The sequence below is a fragment of the Actinocrispum wychmicini genome, assembly GCF_004345645.1.
In the GTDB taxonomy this organism is placed as follows: Bacteria; Actinomycetota; Actinomycetes; order Mycobacteriales; family Pseudonocardiaceae; genus Kibdelosporangium; species Kibdelosporangium wychmicini.
This window is the reverse complement of record NZ_SLWS01000001.1, coordinates 166,102-181,009: the sequence shown is the minus strand read 5'-3', so window position 1 is coordinate 181,009 and position 14,908 is coordinate 166,102. Positions and strand designations below refer to the sequence as shown.

The following is a 14,908-nucleotide window of genomic DNA, read 5'->3' as shown; positions in this document are numbered from 1 at the left end:
CGATACCCACCGGCCGGTCACCTCAGGTGCGCATCGAACCAATTGAGGGTCCGGTGCCACGCCTCGTGCGCGGCTTCGGCGTCGGTGTCGAACCTGTGGTCCGCGTCGGCGAACCGGACCACGTTGGTCGCCGTGCCCGACCCGATCGCCGCGTCGCGGAGCTTCTCCACTTCGGACGGGTCGATCTCGGTGTCCTGGTCGCCGTACATGCCCAGCCACGGGCATTTCAGTTCGCCCGCGATCTCCACCAACGGCGGCAACCCGCTGGCGGCCGGTTGGATGATGCCGCCGGCGGAGATGCTCACCGCCGCGCCGATCGAACGCCGCGCGGCCACGACCACCGTGGCGGTGCCGCCGAGGTCGAAACCGATCACACCCATCAGGTCGGCGGTGATCCCGCGGTCGGCGAGGAAGGCGAACGCGATGTCCGTGTCGGCCAGCACGCAATCCCCGGAAAGCTCTCTGACCTGCTCTTCTCTCGATCCCGCGCCCTGGTGCAGGTGCGGGGCCACCGTCAGCCATCCTTCGGCGGCGAACGCGCTGACGAGCATGCGCACTGTGTCGGTCACGCCATGGGCCTCGTGCAGCACCACAAGGCCGCCGCGTACCACGCGCTCCGGCTCGGCGATGGTCAGCGGCAACGCGCGGCCATCGGCGAGCTGGACCGTCTCGGTGCGTGTTTCGGTCATGCCTCCACCCAATCACGTAGGGGTGAACAGAAGTCAACGTGACCAACCAGACGAGGCAATCACGATAGACCGTCCACAGCGGCACGGGAATATCGATTCGGCGTCCAAACGTCTGTGCGCGTACCCCGGTTCGGAGGCTAACGTGCGGGTGTGCGTGAAGCTGATGTGACCAACGTCCAACCCCGGGCCGACCTGGCGACGCTGCCCTCGTACGTGCCCGGGCGCGTGATCCCTGGCGCGATCAAGCTGGCCAGCAACGAGGTCGCCGGCGGCCCGTTGCCCAGCGTGGCGAAGGCGATCGGCCAGGCCGCCGCCGAGATCCACCGCTACCCCGACACCGGGTGCGGCGAGCTCACCGAGCGGCTGGCGGCCAAGCTCGGCGAGTCGCCGGAGCGGATCGCGATCGGCTGCGGCTCGGTGACCCTGTGCCAGCAGATGATCCAGGCGCTGTGCACCGAGCAGGACACCGTGGTGTTTCCCTGGCGTTCATTCGAGGCGTACCCGATCGTTACCCAGGTCGTTGGCGCCCAACAGGTCCGGGTGCCGCTGACGCCGGGGCACGCGATCGACCTCGACGCGGTGGCCGCGGCGGTCACGCCGACCACCCGCCTGGTTTTCGTGTGCACGCCGAACAACCCAACTGGCACGTTGATCCGCAAGCAGGAGCTCAACCGGTTCCTCGACGCGGTGCCGACCAACGTGATGGTGGTGTTGGACGAGGCCTACTGGGAGTTCGTGGACGACGCCGACGCGCCGAACGGCCTGGAGATCGCGCGGGAACGTGAGAACGTCGCCATGTTGCGGACGTTCTCCAAGGCGTACGGTCTCGCCGGCCTGCGCATCGGGTACTGCGTCGCGCCGGAGCACGTGGCCGCCGCGCTGCGGAAGGTGTACATCCCGTTCAGCGTCAACCACATCGCGCAGGCCGCCGCCGTCGCGTCGCTGGAGGCCGAGGACGAACTGTTCGAACGCGTCCGGGTGATCAAGGACGAGCGGATCCGGGTCCGCGACGAACTCCTGGCCCTGGGGTACGACGTGCCGGAGACCCAGGCGAACTTCGTCTGGCTGCCGTTGGGTGAGCGGGCCGTCGCGTTCAACGAGCACTGCCTGTCGCACAAGGTGATCGTGCGGGCGTTCGCCGGCGACGGTGCCCGGGTCACGGTGAGCACTCCCGAGGAGAACGACGTCTTCCTCGCCGCGGCGCGCTCGTTCAGTCGGTGAGCAGTTTCACCACCGCGACCAACCCGACCACGACGATCACGCCACGCAGCACGGCCGGTGGCAGCCGGCGGCCGACCTTGGCCCCCAGGATGCCGCCGGCCGTCGAGCCGATCGCGATCAGCAGCACGACCGGCCACGCCACGGTGGCGATCAGCACGAACACCAAGCCGGCGACCAGGTTCACGCCGGCGGTCAGCACGTTCTTCAGCGCGTTCAGCCGCTGAATGCCTTCGGTCATCAGGATGCCGAGCATCCCGACGAGCAGAACTCCTTGCGCGGCACCGAAATATCCGCCGTAGATGCCCGCGCCGAACGCCGCCAGCATGGCGAGGGTGCCGCCGTGCTCGTGCCGTTCCCGCTCGGAAAGCCTTCTGGCGAGCCAAGGTTGGGCCACCACGAGGATCAACGCGATGATGATCAGCACCGGCACGACCGCCTTGAACACCCCGGGCGGCAGCACGAGCAGCAGCAGCGCGCCGACCGCGCCGCCCAGCAGTGAACAGATCCCCAGCCGGACGATCCGGGTGCGTTGCCCGGCCAGTTCGGCCCGGTAGCCGAACGCGCCCGTGATCCCGCCGGGGACGAGACCGATGCTGTTCGACGCGTTGGCCACCACGGGCGGGTAGCCGAGGGTGAGCAGCACCGGGAACGTGATCAGCGTGCCCGAGCCGACAACCGTGTTGATGGCACCCGCGCACAGGCCGGCCACTGCGACCACGGTCGCCTCGATGGGGGTCATTCCTCGGATAGTGGCAGGTCGCGACGTCGGTCGAGTGGCCGCCACGGCCGCGATCACCGAAGATGGGACCTGTTCCTTCACACAGAGTCACCGCCGGGGAGGGCGACATGCGGGCGTGGATCGCGGGCACGGGAGCGGTCACGCTCCTGGCTGCCCTGGTGGTACCGGCCGAAGCGACCGAGCAGACGGTCGACTACCGCGGTTACTCACTGAAGGTGCCCGTGGACTGGCCGGTGATCGATCTCACCACCCGGCCGACCGAGTGCGTGCGGTTCGACCGCAATGCCGTCTACCTCGGAGAACCCGGTGCGGACCAGCGGTGCCCGGCGAGCGTGCGGCAGGTCACCGACGCGGTGCTGATCGAGCCGGACGGGACCGTGACGGTCACCGGCGAGAAGTACGCGTCGTTGCGGACCAGAATCGCGACCACGCGAGCCGAGCCCGCTCACCACACGGTGCAACCAGGTGTCTACACAGGACCGGGCTTCGACGCGTGCTCGGCGCCGTCCCAGGGCACGATGGACGCGTGGCTGGGGTCGCCGTACCGGGCTATCGGCGTGTACATCGGCGGTATCCACCGCGCGTGCGCCCAACCGAATCTCACCGCCGGGTGGGTGAACACCCAGGCGCGCAAGGGATGGCACCTGATCCCGATCTACGTCGGCCGGCAGGCGACGTGCACGTCGTTCCGCTACCGCGTGGACCCCGACCAAGGCGTGGCCCGTGACCAGGGCAGGGACGCGGCCAACGACGCCGTCGACCTGGCCAAGCCCCTGGGGCTGGCCGCCGGCACGGTGATCTACGACGACATGGAGGCGTACAACACGGCGGACGGCGGATGCAGCGCCGCGGTGATGTCGTTCTTCAGCGGCTGGTCCGAACAACTGCGCAACCGCGGTTACCGGCCCGGTGTGTACTCGAGCGCCGGCGCCGGCATCACCGATCTGGTGCGCAACTTCGACAACGGCGGCTACAACCGGCCGGACCACGTCTGGTTCGCGTGGTGGAACAACCAGGCCAACGCCGACGGCGGCCGGTTCCTGCCCGACGACCGCTGGGCCGGCCAGCGGATCCACCAGTACCAAGGCGGACACGACGAGTCCTACAACGGCGTGGGTGTCAACATCGACAGCAACTTCCTGGACATCACCGGCTAGCCCCCGGCGCTGGTGCGAGGTCTTCAAGACCCACCAACCCTGTGGACAACCGTCGTCAACAGCGGCCAACCTCGCCGCTAGGCCGGGATCTGCCAGGCGATGCTGGCGAACTGCGGCGACGCCACCCCGTCCGTGCTGAGCGTCTTGACCTCCAGGTCGCGCACGCCGGCCGGGAAGGACGACGTGTTCAGGGCGAACCGCCACCTGCCGGCGATCCCTGGGCCGTCCTTGTTCGTCGGGACCCCGGCCACCCGCTTGTTGTCCACCCAGATCTCCACCCCGGCGAGGCCGGCGAGGTCGCCGGGACCGTCCACAGTGACCTCCAGGATCACCCGGCCGCTCGGGCTCGGCCCGTTGCCGATCTTGCCGCCGGCCGCGTCGAGCAACGTCGCTTCGATGTCGGCGAGGATCGGCTTCGGCCGCCGCACCTGGTCGATCGCCGGGCCGGTGGCGGCGGGCGGGTGCGCCGGGTCGGGGGTGAGTTCGAGATCGGCGTGCTGGACCTGCGGCCGCGCGTTCGGGTCACCGCTGTGCACCTGGATGGGCACTTCGAACCGGTCGGTGGTGAGCAGCGCGTCCGCCGGCAGGTCCGCCACGACCGCGTAGCGCAGGCCGGAGTCAAGCACCTGCCCGTCGACCGCGGGCCGCACCGGGAATGTCCGGTTCCCGACCTGCACGGTGAACGGGCCGGGCATGGCCTCGCCGTAGCTGGACCGGATCGTCATCCGCAGCTGCCCGCCGAGCTGACCCGGCAGCGGGTTGGTGCCCGGCCGCGTTTCGGTCGTGGTGACCCGGGGCGGTGGCACGAACGCGGGGAAGTAGTCGGTGGACAGGCCGAGCGCGTCGATGCCGACGAAGTTCAGGCCGTTGGGCGGTCCGGTGAACTCGAACAACGCGGTGGCCTGCGTCCAGGTCGGTACCCCGGGCGCGCTGCCGACCACGGACCCGTTGCGTCGCACCTGGACTCCATCGGTCCGCAGCACGACCTCCCAACGGGAGCTCAACGCCGAGTGCAGGTGCTCGATCGGGATCGGCTGGGTGTCGCCGATGGTCACCGCGTCCGGGGTGATCCGCACCCGGACCGTGCCCGGCGGCATGCCGCCCCGCGGTGACGTCTCGACCAGGTCGGCAGGGCCGGGAACCAGGTCGACGGCCAGCTCGCCGGCGGTCTCGGGGGCGTCCGTCTCGATCATCACGCGGCCGAGTTCACCGTCATGGGCGGTGAGGACCAGGGGAGCCCGGGATCGCAACGCCACAGATTCGTTCCCGCAGGCCGCGCTGACGACGAGCCGGCCGCGTTCGGCGTCGATGCCTTGGGACATCCGGGCGCAGGCCGCGTTGTTCGCCAGGCGCCAGCGGGCCGGGTCGGGGGCCATGCCGTCGTCGAAGTGGTCGATCAGGGTGTACGGGGTCTCGTCCGGTCGTTTCGCCGTGGGGCGGGCCTTCTCGGTCGCGGGGGCGGAGCGCTGGCCGTACGAGTCCACCGCGCGGACCTGGATCTCGTAGTCGGCGTTGTCGTCGAGTGCGTCGAACTGGACGGCGTTGTCGGTGACGAGCTTGGTCCGGTCGGTGCCGCCGTGCAGCTGGACCTCGTAGCCCGCGGACTCCTGGCTCCTGCGCCAGGTCACCTGTAATCGATGCGGGCCGGGCACAACGCGCAGGTCAGCGGGGGTGGGTGGCTTCCCGGCGGGCTGCGGGGCGAGGACGCCGTCGTCGGTGTACTCGCGCACGGTCGTCTGGATCGGAGGTGGTGGCGGCGGCTTCTGGGCTGTAGGCGTATCAGCGTTACGCAACAGCACTATCGCGCCGGCAAGCACCACCAAGGCCCCGGCCGTGTACCCGGCCCGGCGCAGGACATTCCGCTCCACCCCGTCAAGCTAGGCGTCGTTGCGAGATAGCTCACACATTGTGGCCAAGCCGGTATCTCAGCCGGTGATGACGAAGTCCCCGTCCACGCCGATCACCCGGCCGCCACGGGCCCCGAGCGCGAGCAGCGCCTCGCGGGCGTCGGGCGCGGACAAGTCGATCCTGGCCTTCGGCCGGGCTGTCGTCCGGTACTCCTGCAGCTGGTTCCAGGCCTGGTGACCGGCTTCGAGCGTGGCGCCGAGCGAGCCGGTCGACGCCAACGCGCCCCGGGCCGCGCCGAGCCGTCCAAGTGCGTCGTCCACAGCGTCCAACAACGGAGCTCGGTTGCCCTCGCACATCGCGCGGACCAACTCCGGCCGGGTTCCGGCGACACGGGTGCCGTCGCGGTACGAGCCCGCAGCCAATGCGAGCGCCAGCGTTCCGCCGTCCGCGCCGACCGCGGCAAGCACCGCGGCAAGGACGTGCGGGAGATGGGAGATCCGGGCGACCGCGTCGTCGTGGGCGGCCACGGACGTGGGCACGGCCTGCGCGCCGCACTCCAGCACCAGTTGGGCCACGTCGCGCCACGCGCTCAGGTCGGTCTCGTCCTCGACGGTCAACACCCAGGAGGCGTCATGGAACAGCCCGTCCGAGCCGGCCTCCCAGCCGGACGCGCTGGTGCCGGCCATCGGGTGGCCGCCGACGTAACGCACCCGTGTGGTGAACCGCCGCACGGCCTCGTCGACCGGTCCCTTCACGCTGACCACGTCGGTGAGCAGACAGTCCGGTGCGTGCCGGGCGATCGTCGACAGTGTCTGGTCGACCGCGGGCAGCGGCACGGCGACAACGACGATCGCGTCCCGTTCCCTGGCCATGGCAACGGCCTTGTCCACCCTGGACTCGACCAGGAAGCCGTCGCTCACCGCCGCTTCGGCATCCACAGTGGACAGTGTGGCGCCCCACACCTGCCGCCCGGCGGCCGCCGCCGCGCGCAGCAGCGAGCCGCCGATGAGTCCCAATCCGATCACGCAAACAGGCCGCACGATCACATAGTGCCCTACATGTCACCGCAAGGTGTCAAGCGCGAACGCGGCGTACATCGCGACCCCGTTTGCGAGCGCGGACTCGTCAAAGTGCACCCGGTTGGAATGGTTCGGGGCGGCGTCGTCCGGCTCGATCCCCGGCGGGCACGCGCCGAGGAACGCGAACGCGCCGGGAACGCGCTGCAACACGTACGAGAAGTCCTCGGCGCCCATCAGCGGGTTGGGCATCGGCGCGGCGTGCCGTGCGCCCAGCACCGCGCTGGCCAGCTCGACCACGTGCGGGCCGACCTCGGCGTCGTTCATGGTCACCGGATAGCCCGGCTTGACGTCGACCTCCGCCCGGCAGCCGTGCGCCGCGGCGATGTGCTGGCAGAGCTTGGGCAGCTCGGCCCGCATCCGGGCGCGGCTGGCCTCGGACAGCGACCGGATCGTGCCCTCCAGTTCGGCGGTCTCCGGGATGATGTTGGACGTGGTGCCCGCGGTGATCCGGGTGACCGTGGCGACGACCGGTTCGAAAACGCTGATCCGCCGGGTGACGAGCGTCTGGATCGCGCCGACCATCGCCGCGGCGGCCGGCATCGGGTCGAGGGCGTGCGACGGCATGGCGCCGTGGCCGCCCTTGCCGGTGACCCGCACGGTGAACGAGTCCGCGGCGGCGAGCATCGCGCCCGCCTTGCTGCGGACCAACCCGGACGTGTCGGTGGCCGTGATGTGCAACGCGAACGCCCGCTCGATCGGCCGCCCGCCGGCCTCCAGGACCCCCTCGTCGATCATGTGACGAGCACCGTGGTGGCCTTCTTCGCCTGGTTGGAACATGAACACGACCCGCCCGGTCAACGCGTCCTTCCGGCTGCACAGCAGGCGCACGGCGGCCACGAGCATCGCCGTGTGCGTGTCGTGGCCGCACGCGTGCATCGAACCGTCCACTTCGGAGGAATAGTCCAGGCCGGTGTCCTCGTGCAGCGGAAGGGCGTCCATGTCGCCGCGCAGCAGCACGGTGGGACCTGGTCGCGCTCCGGTGAGCACGGCGGTCACCGAGCCGACGTCCTTGCCCTTGGTGATCTGCAGCGGGAGGCCCTCCAGGGCCTGCAGCACGGCCGCCTGGGTCCGGGGCAGCTGCAGGCCTTGTTCCGGGAACTTGTGGATCCGCCTGCGCAACGCGACGGTCCGCGGTTGCAGTGCTCGGGCGGCCTCCACCAGGCCGCTGAACCGTGGGTCGGTGGCCAGCGGGGAAACGGGAGGTGACGGGTGAGGACGGGTCGCGTTCATGTCTTTGATAGTGACACCGTGGGCGCGCCGATGGGGGCTTGGTTCTTCCGGGTGAACGCCAAGCGGAATACGGTGTGCACATGTCTCAGGAGGAGCCGGTCGCTGGCTTCGCGGTAGCGGTCGTCCGGGAGGACGGCAGGTGGCGGTGCGACTCCATGGGCGCGGACGCGCTCAACTCGTTGGACTCGGCCATCACCGAGCTGCGCAAGCTTCGCTCGACCGGCGCGGTGTTCGGCATGCTCGCGGTGGACGACGAGTTCTTTCTCCTGCTCAGGCCGAGCCCGGGCGGGGTGTCGTTGCTGCTGTCGGACGCGGCGGCGGCGTTGGACTACGACATCGCGGCGGACGCGCTCGACCTGCTGCGGGTCGACCCGCCGGAGGACGATGACGACGAGTTGTGGCCGGAGGGCACCCTGGACATCCTGGCCGACCTGGGCCTGCCCGGCCCGGAGCTGCAGGTGATCACGGCCGAGGTGGACCTGTACCCGGACCAGCAGCTGCAGATGGTCGCCCAGCGCTGCGGGTTCGCCGACCAGTTCGGGGCGTTGCTTGACCGCATCCAACAGTGACCTGGTCCGGGCCGCGCTGAGGGTGGCCGAGCGGGCGCTGGACACCGGGGACGTGCCGATCGGGGCGATCGTGCTCTCGCCCGCCGGCGACGAGCTGGCGAGCGCGTGCAACGCCCGGGAAGCCCTCGGTGACCCGACCGCGCACGCGGAGATCCTGGCGTTGCGTGCCGCGGCCAAGGCCTATGGCGACGGCTGGCGGTTGGCCGGGTGCACACTGGTCGTGACGGTGGAGCCGTGCACAATGTGCGCCGGCGCCCTCGTGCTGGCCCGGATCGCCCGGGTGGTCTTCGGCGCCTGGGAGCCACGGACGGGTGCCGTGGGGTCGTTGTGGGACGTCGTGCGTGACCAGCGGCTCAACCATCGGCCCGAGGTGATCGGCGGGGTGCTGGCGGACGAGTGTTCGGCACTGCTGGCCGCCTTCTTCGACCAACGACGGACAGAGTGACGCAGATCACATAGCGTGCCGACGATGGGTTTGAGTGCGTCCCTGCCACCATGAGCGCCAGACGTTTTCGTTGGAGGGCAGGCGATTGCGCACCTGTGATCTGTCCGATGTAGATGATGCGACCCTGGTGGGTCGAGCGACGTCCGGAGACCGGGACGCGTTCGAAATCCTGCTCGGCCGCTACACCCACCGCGTGTTCCTGATGGCCCTGCGGATGCTCGGCTCCACAGCCGACGCCGAAGACGTCGCCCAGGAAGTCTCGGTCACGGCCTGGCGAAGCCTGTCCGAACTGACCGAACCGGCCGCCGTACGCACCTGGCTCTTCCGCGTCGCCCACCGCCAGTGTCTCGGCGTCCTGCGCAGCCGCCGCCACCACGAACAGCTCGACATCAACCTCCCCACCACCGCCGCCGACCCCCAACGGGTGGTCGAAGCGGTGGCCGGCGTGGACGCCCTCACCGCGGCCCTGGCCCAACTCTCCCACCCGCAACGCCGAACCTGGCTGCTCGCCGAGATCGACGGCCTGCCCCACCTGGAGATCGCCCGACTCTCCGGCGGCACCGAAGAAGCCGTCCGCAGCCGCCTGGCCCGCGCCCGCGGCCGGCTGGCCCTGGCCATGCGGGCCTGGCGCTGAGCCAGCGACCCGTCCGGTAAGCTTCCGCTCGGTGGCGTGTCCGAGCGGCCGAAGGAGCACGCCTCGAAAGCGTGTGAGGATTCACGTCCTCCGTGGGTTCAAATCCCACCGCCACCGCAGCTCAGAGCCCCCGCCGACCGATCATGGTCGCCGGGGGCTTCGTTCCCTTAGCCACCGCTATTGCGAAAGACGGCTGTGTCCTGGCGGAGATCGGCGAACTTCTCACCTTTGTTGGAGTAGGGCTTCGCCGCTTGTGGTTGGACCTCGTCATGCGGGTTGTCGGCACCCATGGGTACTGTCCAATCGACACGAAGGAGGGGCGTGGTGAGCACAGATCAGGACAAACCAGGCAAGGAGGGCAGGGGGAGTCATGCCCTGCCGGACGACGCGGTCGGGCCGCACCCGCTGATCGACCTGTCCCGCGATCCGAACCCCGGCAAGGCGGACCACGCCAAGCCGGACGACGAGGAGTGAACCGATGGCCTGGGCGGCGCCCAGGCCATCGGCTTCTTGGCCGAACCGGTCCAACTGGTCTGAGAGAATTCGCGCGGACGGCGCTTCGTCACTGGCCCCGGCTGGCCGGGTCGACCTTGGCGAACTTCAGCAGGTCCACCATGGTGAACGTGCCCGGTGTGGCACTGGGCAGCGTCGGCGTCCAGTTGGGGTTGCTGGACAGGAAGGCGCCCGGGTCCACGAGCATCAGCCCGATGATGGTCTCGCCGATGATGCGTCCGCCGACCGGACCGAGGTGGGTGCCGCCGTTGACCAGGTCGGCCTCGCGCAGGATGTAGTAGAGCGGCGGCGTGTTGGCGTCCAGGCCCAGGCCGTACTTCGCGAGTTCCGGGAAGTGGCCGGCGTCGATGACCGGGTCGCCCATGAACTCGGCGAGCCGCTGGCCTGAGGGCAGCGACCAGGTGAGCATCCGCAGCATGTCGCGGGCCATCAGGGAGACCGGCTGGTCGTGGGTGGCGATGGCGCTGAGCGGGAGTTGGAACAGCGGCGTGGAGACCGCCGTCTTGATGAGCTTGTTCTGTTTGACCTGGCCGTCGCCGAAGTCGAAGAACGTCTGCCAGCCGATGAACCGCCGTGGCGCCCGGAACCCGCCGCGCAGGTCCACCGGATCCGCCTGGCCTTCGCCGGCCGGGTCGAAGATAAACCCGAAGAACGGACTGCCGTTGTCGCCCTTGAGGTTCGCCCGGTAGGACGGCCGGATCTGGGCGTGCCCGAACCGGAACGCGGCCGCGCTGAACTCGATCGGCATGAACGGCGTCCGGTAGGGGTCGAAGTACAGCAAACCGTTGCTGAGGACGGCGGTGGTCATGTCCTGGCCGATGTTCGCCGGCAGGTACTCGTGCAGGATGATCCATTGGTAGTGCCAGAGAACGGTGCGGTGGGCGGCGTTGAAAACGTCCCGTACGCCCTGCGCGCGCAGTGCGTCCACGACGTTGTTGTGGAACTTGAGGATCGCGACGTGCAGCCCGGAGATCATCATGTTCTCGTCGTTGCGCGGGTCGGCGATGATGGCGGTGCCGTCCGCCTCGCGCGGGACGTCCTCGAACTGCCCGCCGCTCTGCACAAGGAACTTGGCTGGATCGGCGGGGTCGTACAACTTCGGGCTGGCCTGCGGTCCGCCGCCGTACACGTTGTCGAGGTCGAGCGCTGGTGTGCGTTGGTTCCGGGTCTGCTCGGGGACGGCCGGCACGCCGAGCGTGGACGTGAGGTCGAAGGTCAGGTCGTGGTCGATCAGCTGGCCCAGGAAATGGAAACCCGCGGTCATCCTCGGGTTGTCGTGGTGGTTCGGGCTCAGTGTCGGGTCGAGGATCGACGCGGCCGGGCCCTGACTGAGGTCGTCCTTGGCGTCCAGCAGGCCACCCGCCTTGCCGATGTCGGAAAGCGCGGCCACCACCGCGGAACTCGCCGGCGCGAACGCCGGAATCCCGAAGATCCGTCCAAAAGTGACAGCGGAGGGCGCGGCGGCGGCGGGCGCGTCGTCGAAGATCTCGTTGATCACGCCGAACGCCTTGGCGGGCTGGGCGGCCAGGACGCCGGCACCCACGCCGATACCACCCAAAAAGCCACGCCGACTCAGTTTCCTCATCCGGGCCTCCCAATCGAGCTTGTCACTCGGTGCAGAGCCCGGTCCGGATCTCGGTGCCGGGCCCCGGTCCGGATGGTCTAGTCCACTCAAGTCCACGACAAGTGAGGAGACTCCCCTAAGTGTGGTCCAACACGGATCTTGTCCACCCGGCCAACAACGTGCCTGGCCCGCACAGGAACCCACCGACACAACTGACCACCACACCACCACCCCGAAGACCCTCGGCGGCAAATTGGTCCAACTGATCTCCCGCACTGAGTCTGCTACCGCAACAGACTGCGGCTGTCGACCCACAACCATCGACGGGGGACACCGAACCAGCCGAACCCAGCCACACGCGGGCGAAGCCCGCCTCGGGGGGTTTGGGGGGTCGCCCCCCAACATTATGGCGAGTGACCTGGTCTGCGCTTTCCGCAGACACAGGTCACCCGGAAACGAGCGGAGGATAGGGGATTTGAACCCCTGAGGGCTATCACACCCAACACGATTTCCAATCGTGCGCACTAGGCCACTATGCGAATCCTCCGTCGAAGAGGGTACCGGATGTGGCCGTGACCTCCCAAAACGGGGGGTCACGAGGGGCGTGCGGCGGGGACCGTGGGCAAGCACAGCGGTCGGTGACAACACGATTGCTGAGGTTGTGACATGGGCGAGACCTGTACCAATGCTGCGGTGTGGAGCATGTTGGCCGAGCGGTGGCGTAAGACCATCAGGGCGAAGGCGCTGTCGACGAACACGGAACGTGGCTACCTCTACACCGCTCGGCGGTGGGCCGAGTGGCTCAGTGACCAAGGGCACGACGTCGAGCCGGCCGACGTCGAGGCACACCACGTCGACGACTTCATCGTGGACATCATCGAGGCCACGTCGGCGGCCAACGGTGCGCACCACTACCGGAACCTACGGGTGTACTTCGCGTGGCTGGTCAAGCGGAAGGAGATCAAGACCGGGAACCCGATGGACGAGACGGAGCCGCCGAACGTCCCGGAGAAGATCACGCCACTGTTGAGCGACGAGGAGCACGCCGCGGTGCTCTTGACCTGCTCCGGCAAGAGTCTTGCCGACCTGCGCGACACGGCGATTGTGCTGCTGTTCATCGACACCGGAATGCGGGTGTCCGAGCTGCATTCGATAGACGCCCGTGACGTCGACCTCACGACGAAGCGGTTGAAGATCTGCGGCAAAGGCAACAAGGAACGGTGGGTGCGGTTCGGGGCGAGCACTGGTCTGGCCCTGGCGCGCTACCTGAAGGCTCGGGCTAAGCATCCGCTCGCGGAGTCCTGTAGCGGGCTGTGGCTGTCCCGCCGGGTCGACAAGCCGCTCTGTGTCGACGGGATCAAGCACATGTTGAACCGGCGTGGTCGGCAGGCGAAGGTGTCAGACTCCCTGCACGCTCACCGTTTCCGGCACGACTTCACCCACAGGTGGAAGCAAGCCGGCGGCAGCGAGCACGGGCTCATGATCATTGCCGGGTGGTCCTCTACCAAGATGCCGCGCCATTACGGCAAGCAAGCCGAAGTGCAGCGGGCCCTCGACGAGCACGAGCGCCTGTCGCCGGCCGACTCGCTCATCGCCTGATCGGGTGACACGGGGGCGCTGTGCTTGGGGTATGGCTGCATCGACCAACCTCACCCCCGCACAGCGTCACCTGCGCGCCTCGGCCGCCGCACATGCATCGTGGGCCAACACCGCGGACCGGATGGCCCGGACCGCGGCGGCACGGCGAGCGGCGCTCGAACGCTTCGAGCGACAGGTCGACCCTGACGGGGTCCTTCCGCCTGAGGAGCGTGCCCGACGGGCCGAATCCGCCAAGAAGGCACACTTCTCGCGCCTCGCGCTACTAAGCGCCAGAGCGCGACGTAGGTGTGGTGTGCCCTAACGAGCGGTCGTGTGCCCTAGTGGCCGCCGAGCACCACGGTGGCCACTTCGGCCCATTCATGTGATCTGGCCGACCGTGGAATCAGAGTCGAATGCCTGCCCAACTTGCCAACCCGGCTAGCGTGTCGGAGCGTCGGCGGTCGTGTTCAGCCAACGTGACCAGCGTTTCCCGCACTTGCGGGTGGTAACGCATCTGCTGAGGTGCTGTCCTCTTCGCCCGTAGCAGCGTGGCCAAGGCTCGGTCGCGGTCTCCATGAAGCTGATAGGCGCGCGCGAGGTCGATCCAGTGATGTCCGACCCGTTCGCGTGGCGCGGTTCGATTGAACCGTAGCCCTTGGGCTCGCTTGACGGCCTCGGTGCCGTCCTGGCGCTCGACGGCCAAGCCAACTGACCAGATGTTGACGGAGTCAATGTCGAACGCGAGACGATAGTGATCACTACCGGGCGTCACCCATTGGGCTGCGTCCCGTGCCTCGGCGAGGTGCGCGTCGGCAGCGTCGGCATCTCCAGCCCTAGCAGCAGCAAGGCCAGATTTCAGATGGAGTACTCCGTGCATCGCGAGGGCGGCCTCGTTGTCCACGGTACGCAGTTCATCCTCGATCTGGTGGCGCGCCTGTTCGAGGTAGTTCAACGCGCCTCGCCACTCAGCGTTGACGATTAGCTCGCCGGCGATGTAGAAGTCGGCAGCAGCTCCCGCGAGCGGGTCGCCGGATTGGCGGGCAGCCCACTCGACGCGTTCGGTCGTGAGCGCGGACAAGTCCGCGTAGCCGAGCTTGTACGCAACTTGACCAGCCGCGGCATACGCCTCGGCGAGCAAGCCGAACAAGCGTTCGCGGTCGGGGCTTTTGGTGTGATGAGTGGCTGCTCGCAGTTCTGCGAGCAGCGTAGGCAGTTCATCGCCGAGCTTGTCGAGCTTCGCTCGGTGGCGTAGTCGCGACACGTCGGCAACCGCTGCGGTCAGCCGCGCGAGGGAACGCGGAGGTGTGTCCTCCGGTGGCAGACGGTAGGACGCGACCTCGCGACGCAGGGCTGCAATACCTGAATGCACCCGGTGGCTCGGCCGGCTGTCATCCTCGTACGGCTGGCCTTTCAACTTCGTCGAACTGGACTTGAGGGCGACGGCGACGGCGTCCGTAAACGCCGGTGAGGCGGGCACCCTGCCCTGTTCTACCTGCTTGACCAGGCTCAAGCTGACGTGTGCCTCGCGTGCGAGCTTGTCTTGCGTCCAGCCGGCAAGTTGGCGGGCAGCCTTCACCCGGCGGCCGATGCCGTCCGGTTGTTGGTCCTCAGCGGGCATCGTCAAACCTGCCTCATGGCCGGT

14 protein-coding genes and 2 tRNA genes are annotated in these 14,908 nt (G+C 68.7%); 8 read left to right on the top strand and 8 right to left on the bottom strand.

Annotated elements, in window-relative coordinates:
• Window positions 1-17: 17 nt before the first annotated feature.
• Window positions 18-689, bottom strand: coding sequence for a dienelactone hydrolase family protein (locus EV192_RS00925; RefSeq protein WP_132110160.1), 672 nt, complete (start codon window positions 687-689; stop codon window positions 18-20).
• A gap of 165 nt (window positions 690-854) precedes the next feature.
• Here EV192_RS00925 and hisC point away from each other — a divergent pair, with 165 nt between their 5' ends.
• Window positions 855-1,910: a histidinol-phosphate transaminase gene (gene hisC / locus EV192_RS00920; protein WP_132112786.1), complete on the top strand. Its 1,056-nt coding sequence runs from the start codon at window positions 855-857 to the stop codon at window positions 1,908-1,910.
• Here the strand turns inward: hisC and EV192_RS00915 are convergent.
• Window positions 1,900-2,649 carry a sulfite exporter TauE/SafE family protein gene (locus EV192_RS00915; protein WP_132110158.1) on the bottom strand — a complete coding sequence of 250 codons (750 nt, stop codon included), beginning with the start codon at window positions 2,647-2,649 and terminating at the stop codon, window positions 1,900-1,902. The two genes, hisC and EV192_RS00915, sit on opposite strands and share 11 nt — an antisense overlap.
• A 107-nt stretch (window positions 2,650-2,756) precedes the next feature.
• Here EV192_RS00915 and EV192_RS00910 point away from each other — a divergent pair, with 107 nt between their 5' ends.
• Complete coding sequence (locus EV192_RS00910; protein ID WP_165960158.1) at window positions 2,757-3,806, top strand: DUF1906 domain-containing protein; 1,050 nt, start codon at window positions 2,757-2,759, stop codon at window positions 3,804-3,806.
• Between the two features lie 77 nt (window positions 3,807-3,883).
• On the opposite strand, the gene EV192_RS00905 is transcribed toward EV192_RS00910, so the two are convergent.
• The 3 genes from EV192_RS00905 to EV192_RS00895 are packed head-to-tail and all read right to left on the bottom strand — an operon-like array spanning window position 3,884 to window position 7,963.
• Window positions 3,884-5,674: a fibronectin type III domain-containing protein gene (locus EV192_RS00905; RefSeq protein ID WP_132110154.1), complete on the bottom strand. Its 1,791-nt coding sequence runs from the start codon at window positions 5,672-5,674 to the stop codon at window positions 3,884-3,886.
• A gap of 57 nt (window positions 5,675-5,731) precedes the next feature.
• Window positions 5,732-6,694: a prephenate dehydrogenase gene (locus EV192_RS00900; protein WP_207925851.1), complete on the bottom strand. Its 963-nt coding sequence runs from the start codon at window positions 6,692-6,694 to the stop codon at window positions 5,732-5,734.
• Window positions 6,695-6,715: 21 nt separating this feature from the next.
• Window positions 6,716-7,963: a M20 metallopeptidase family protein gene (locus tag EV192_RS00895; RefSeq protein ID WP_132110150.1), complete on the bottom strand. Its 1,248-nt coding sequence runs from the start codon at window positions 7,961-7,963 to the stop codon at window positions 6,716-6,718.
• Window positions 7,964-8,043: 80 nt separating this feature from the next.
• On the opposite strand from EV192_RS00895, the gene EV192_RS00890 reads away from it, so the two are divergent.
• The 5 genes from EV192_RS00890 (at window position 8,044) to EV192_RS53540 (ending at window position 10,085) form a co-directional block, all read left to right on the top strand.
• Window positions 8,044-8,532 (top strand): tRNA adenosine deaminase-associated protein, encoded by a 489-nt coding sequence (locus EV192_RS00890; protein ID WP_132110148.1) that lies wholly within the window; start codon window positions 8,044-8,046, stop codon window positions 8,530-8,532.
• Window positions 8,513-8,977, top strand: a complete 465-nt coding sequence (gene tadA, locus EV192_RS00885; RefSeq protein ID WP_132110146.1) for a tRNA adenosine(34) deaminase TadA — start codon at window positions 8,513-8,515, stop codon at window positions 8,975-8,977. The genes EV192_RS00890 and tadA overlap by 20 nt, the downstream gene beginning before the upstream one ends.
• Window positions 8,978-9,104: 127 nt before the next feature.
• Window positions 9,105-9,611: an RNA polymerase sigma factor gene (locus tag EV192_RS00880; RefSeq protein ID WP_243726553.1), complete on the top strand. Its 507-nt coding sequence runs from the start codon at window positions 9,105-9,107 to the stop codon at window positions 9,609-9,611.
• Between the two features lie 30 nt (window positions 9,612-9,641).
• Window positions 9,642-9,728 (top strand) — tRNA-Ser (locus tag EV192_RS00875).
• 207 nt (window positions 9,729-9,935) lie between these two features.
• Window positions 9,936-10,085 carry a hypothetical protein gene (locus EV192_RS53540; protein WP_165960143.1) on the top strand — a complete coding sequence of 50 codons (150 nt, stop codon included), beginning with the start codon at window positions 9,936-9,938 and terminating at the stop codon, window positions 10,083-10,085.
• Between the two features lie 88 nt (window positions 10,086-10,173).
• On the opposite strand, the gene EV192_RS00870 is transcribed toward EV192_RS53540, so the two are convergent.
• Together EV192_RS00870 and EV192_RS00865 are read right to left on the bottom strand one after the other, a co-directional pair.
• On the bottom strand, window positions 10,174-11,709 hold the full coding sequence (locus EV192_RS00870; RefSeq protein ID WP_165960157.1) for a peroxidase family protein: 1,536 nt from the start codon (window positions 11,707-11,709) through the stop codon (window positions 10,174-10,176).
• A gap of 439 nt (window positions 11,710-12,148) precedes the next feature.
• Window positions 12,149-12,235 (bottom strand) — tRNA-Ser (locus tag EV192_RS00865).
• A gap of 119 nt (window positions 12,236-12,354) precedes the next feature.
• Between EV192_RS00865 and EV192_RS00860 the strand changes: the two genes are divergently transcribed.
• Window positions 12,355-13,287: a tyrosine-type recombinase/integrase gene (locus EV192_RS00860; protein WP_132110142.1), complete on the top strand. Its 933-nt coding sequence runs from the start codon at window positions 12,355-12,357 to the stop codon at window positions 13,285-13,287.
• A gap of 382 nt (window positions 13,288-13,669) precedes the next feature.
• Here the strand turns inward: EV192_RS00860 and EV192_RS00850 are convergent, their stop codons facing one another.
• Window positions 13,670-14,884: a helix-turn-helix domain-containing protein gene (locus EV192_RS00850; protein WP_132110140.1), complete on the bottom strand. Its 1,215-nt coding sequence runs from the start codon at window positions 14,882-14,884 to the stop codon at window positions 13,670-13,672.
• Between the last annotated feature and the right edge of the window lie 24 nt (window positions 14,885-14,908).